A 2,120-nucleotide genomic window follows, 5' to 3' on the forward strand; every position below is an offset into this window, starting at 1 on the left:
CTAATAACACCTAACAAAAGGAAGACGTCAAATGGCGACAATCTCACGTACAACAACCTTGACTCTCTCCACCATCGCAGTGCTCGTCAGTGCGGGAGTTGCACAGGCGAGAGTCTATCCTGACCAAATTGTGCTTGATACCTTAGGCGATGACCAATGCCGGGCCAACTATCGGCCCTTAACGGCAGACGAGGCGAGTACCCACCGCCACTTTTTGAACGATCGCATGGGGAAATGGCAAATCGCTGGGCTCGAAGGCGATTGGGCGATCATGGGTAGCGGCTATAACGGTGAAATCAAACACTACGGTCAAACGAAAGATACATGGTGTTATCCCATCAATGATAAGGGCGATATTCCGGATTACGCCGCTCAAAGCGTACCAGAAGGGACTGAGCTCGATGTCCAATATTCACTGGTCAATAATCGCAGTGAATTTGTCAAACCGCTGAGCTATCTCGCGCATTACCTGGGTTACGCANCTGGCATGGTGATGTGGTTGAGTCCGATAAACAGTTAGTCAAAACGATTTCTGCTGTCGCCCGCAACAACCTCGACGAGCCTCAACAAGTGGTCGTTGATCTCAAAGTCGATGAGGCCACTAATTGGTCGAAAACCAACACCTATGGTTTTGCGCAAAAAGTACAAACAGAAAACGAATTTAAATGGCCATTGGTTGGCGATACCAAGCTCACTATTTCATTTGAGGCGAATCAAAGCTTTGCCAATAGCAATGGTGGCTCGAGCAGTGAGCAGGTGACGTTACAAGCACGTCCATTTGTTCCGGCGAACTCCGAGATACCTATTCGCGTCGAGCTTTATCGGTCGAGCATTTCTTATCCGTATCGCTTTGGCGCCGATATTAGTTATGACGTGACTTTTGACGGCTTCTTGCGCTGGAGCGGTAACGCATGGCACTCGCACCCTGAAAATCGTCCTACAGTACACCACACCTTTACGATGGGACGTAGTAGTGAGCCGTCTGCAGATATCGCATATCAATGGCATCACCGCTACATTCCTGGCGAAGTGAAATGGTGGGACTGGAGCTGGGCGGTTGAAAAGTATGGCCTAGAAAGCATGCAGTGGGCAACAGGAAAAAGCTTACGTCCGTTCTATTCCTACGTGTCGGGTGATTTTTATGCGGAATCCCAGTATGCAGGGACTATAGAGCTTGGCCAAGCGAAGCCGATTGGCAAAGCGGCTTCCGCTCGCGTCAAGCGATCTATTTCGCCAATGACCACGACGGGCGAAGCGAATGGGGTAGAATTGATTTCTAACTTTGACTCCGATGAACTTGCGAGCCTCGGTTTCGACAATGCCGAATTGGCCATCAAACCTGTGAAGTAAGCAGGAAGACCAAGCTGTCAGTAAAGAGGTCGCTCCCAAAGGTGCGGCCTTAATTGATTAGCCAGATTCATTTTTCTATCTATTGCCATTAAGTGCCTTTAGGAAACGTGCAGGGGTGCCGCCGTAAAGACTGTCAGGTGGCACGTCGTGTTTAACTACCGCATTGGCGGCGATGACGCTGCGCGCCCCGATAGTGACTCCTTGACAGATCACCACATTACCGCCAATCCACACATCGTCTTCTACCACAATGGGTTAGCACCATGTCTCCCATGCGCGGCGGCTTTGATAGTCGAGGGAGTGGGTAGGGGTGTAGAACTGCGTATTGGGGCCAATCAGCACATGGTTGCCAATCGTGATCGGTGCACCATCCAGCATAGTGACATTCATGTTGATTAAGGTGTTGCTGCCAACCTCAATGGTCTCGCCAAACTCACAATGGAACGGAGGTTGAATGACCGAACCTTCGCCGATGGTACGTAATAACGTGGTAAGCAGTTGCTTTCTTGTCGTCGTATCTAGGCTTTGATTGAATGCTAATAAGGTTCGTGTGGCATGGTCTCGCCTGATATCAATGGATCCATCGCTGTCATCAAACACAAGTCCTTGGCACATCTTTTCCCATTCGGTCATTATTTATCTCCTTATCAACCCTAAAACGACGGATGTTGCAGTTCTAGGTGACGTAAAAAAGCGCCACCTGGGGTAGCGCTTGATAATATTATCGTTACTTAGTTACTATTGAAAGTAAACACGAACATCGGTTTGGC

2 pseudogenes are annotated in these 2,120 nt (G+C 49.2%); one reads left to right on the forward strand and one right to left on the reverse strand.

Going from position 1 to position 2,120, the window contains the following annotated elements:
* The first annotated feature begins 31 nt into the window (after window positions 1-31).
* Window positions 32-1,350: pseudogene (locus BZG79_RS15330) on the forward strand (aerolysin family beta-barrel pore-forming toxin).
* A gap of 75 nt (window positions 1,351-1,425) precedes the next feature.
* Here the strand turns inward: BZG79_RS15330 and BZG79_RS15335 are convergent.
* Window positions 1,426-1,983, reverse strand: a pseudogene (locus tag BZG79_RS15335) (sugar O-acetyltransferase).
* Window positions 1,984-2,120: the final 137 nt, after the last annotated feature.

It is taken from the genome of Salinivibrio sp. MA427 (assembly GCF_001996115.1).
In the GTDB taxonomy this organism is placed as follows: domain Bacteria; phylum Pseudomonadota; class Gammaproteobacteria; order Enterobacterales; family Vibrionaceae; genus Salinivibrio; species Salinivibrio costicola.